This is a genomic window from Streptomyces sp. WELS2 (assembly GCF_013870595.1).
Lineage (GTDB): Bacteria > Actinomycetota > Actinomycetes > Streptomycetales > Streptomycetaceae > Streptomyces.
The window spans coordinates 1-2,198 of the sequence record NZ_JACBWZ010000949.1 but is presented as its reverse complement, the minus strand read 5'-3'; the positions used below and the strand labels follow the sequence as shown (position 1 = coordinate 2,198).

The 2,198-nt window shown below is 70.5% G+C and carries 1 protein-coding gene and 1 pseudogene; both read left to right on the top strand.

Annotation, left to right across the window (positions count from 1 at the left end; genetic code table 11):
* The first annotated feature begins 72 nt into the window (after window positions 1-72).
* A complete protein-coding gene (locus tag H5J33_RS32115; protein ID WP_181798255.1) occupies window positions 73-1,866 on the top strand; it encodes a penicillin-binding protein 2 in 1,794 nt (597 codons plus the stop codon).
* Window positions 1,867-1,910: 44 nt separating this feature from the next.
* Window positions 1,911-2,198: pseudogene (locus H5J33_RS37995) on the top strand (UDP-N-acetylmuramoyl-L-alanyl-D-glutamate--2,6-diaminopimelate ligase); the annotation flags it as partial.

Here is a 2,198-nt window from a genome sequence, read left to right as displayed (position 1 = left end):
TCGGTCCACTCCGGCGCGCGCTGCTGCACGTACCGCTTCGCCCCGCTCCGGCTCGGCAGCCCCCGGCCCCGGCTGCGCCTGGTCGGCCTCGCCCTGACGCTGGTGCTGCTCGTCTTCGTCGTACGACTGCTCCAGGTGCAGGCCGTCGACGCGAGCGCCTACGCGGCGCGGGCCGAGCAGAACCGGTACGTGGTGCACACCCTGGCCGCCGAGCGCGGCGAGATCACCGACCGCAACGGCGTCGCCCTGGCGGTCAGCGAGGACGCCTACGACATCACGGCCGACCCGACCATGTTCGGCGTCAAGCAGCTGAAGATCACCGACGGGCCGGAGCGGGCCGCCGCGCTGCTCGCCCCGATCCTCGGCCAGGACCAGGCCACCCTCGTCAAGAAGCTGCGGCCCGCGAACAAGAACTCCCGCTACACCCGCCTCGCCGCCCGGCAGACCCCGCAGGTCTGGAAGCAGATCAAGGACCTGAAGGCCGCGCTCGCCCACAAGTCCGGCACCGACCACACCACCGTGAACGTGCTGGCCGGCGTCTTCGCGGACCCCAGCAGCCAGCGCGTGTACCCCAACGGCGACCTGGCCGCCGGGATACTGGGCTGGGTCAACGCCGACGGCAGGGGCGGCGGCGGCATCGAGCAGCAGCTCGACAAGCAGCTCACCGGCAAGGACGGCAAGGTCCGCTACGCCCAGGCCGGCGGCCGCGAGGTGCCCACGGTCGGGTCCACGGAGACACCCGCCGTGCCCGGCGCCGACGTGGAGCTCACCATCGACCGCGACATCCAGTGGGCCGCGCAGAACGCCATCACCGAGCAGGTGGCGAAGTCCAGGGCGGACCGCGGTTACGTCATCGTCCAGGACACCCGCACCGGCCAGATCCTGGCCATGGCCAACTCGCCCGGCTTCGACCCCAACGACCTGTCGAAGGCCGACGGCGACGCCATGGGCAACGCGGCCCTCCAGGACGCCTACGAGCCCGGCTCCACCGCCAAGGTGATGTCGATGGCGGCCGTGCTGGAGCGGAACGTGGCCACCCCGCTCACCCACGTCGTCGTACCCAACCGGCTGCACCGCGGCGACCGGCTGTTCCAGGACGACGTCGACCACCGCACCTGGTACCTCACGCTCAACGGCGTGCTCGCCAGGTCCAGCAACATCGGCACCATCCTGGCCACCGGCGAACTCGCCAAGAGCCAGCCCGAGGCCAACAAGATCCTCTACTCCTACCTGCGCAAGTTCGGCATCGGCGGCTACACCGGCCTCGGCTTCCCCGGCGAGACCCCCGGCATCCTCGCGCCGCCGCAGAAGTGGTCCACCTCGCAGCAGTACACGATCCCTTTCGGCCAGGGCTTCTCCATCAACGCCATGCAGGCCGCCTCCGTGTACTCGACCATCGCCAACGGCGGCGTCCGCGTCGAGCCCACCCTGGTGCGCGGCACCAAGGGCGCCGACGGGCGGTTCACCCCGGCGCCGCAGCCCGAGAAGACGCGGGTGGTCAGCGCCAGGACGGCCAAGAGCCTGGCCAAGATGCTGGAGTCCGTGGTCGACGACGAGCAGGGCACCGGCATCAAGGCCCGCATCCCCGGGTACCGGGTGGCGGGCAAGACCGGCACGGCCAACCGAGTGGATCCGGCCACCGGCCGCTACCGCGGCTACACCTCGTCGTTCGCCGGTTTCGCCCCCGCCGACAACCCGCGGATCACCGTCTACTGCGCCATCCAGAACGCCACCTCCGGCAACTATTTCGGCGGCCAGATCTGCGGTCCCATCTACAAGCAGGTGATGGAGTTCGCCCTCAAGACCCTCCAGGTCCCCCCCACCGGCGCGAAGCCCGCCAGCCTGCCCGTCGAGTACAAGCCCTGATCAGCACCTCCACTGGTCAGCACGGAAACACCAGGAACGAACCCGTGACAACCATCACCCCCGATCCCGGGAACCAAGAGCCCCACAGCCCCTCGCTTGGCTCCGGAGCCGGTGCGCCCGGTACGCTCACCGCCGTGCCACACGCTGATCAGTCCCAAACCACCCAGAAAGGCGCTTCCGTGACATATCCGGGACCGCCGCGACCGGTCCAGGTCTCCGCCACACCCCTCGCGGAACTGGCCGATCAGCTGGGTACCGCCGCTCCGGACACCACCGCCGAGGTCACGGGCATCACCCACGACTCGCGGGCCGTCCGCCCCGGCGACCTGTAC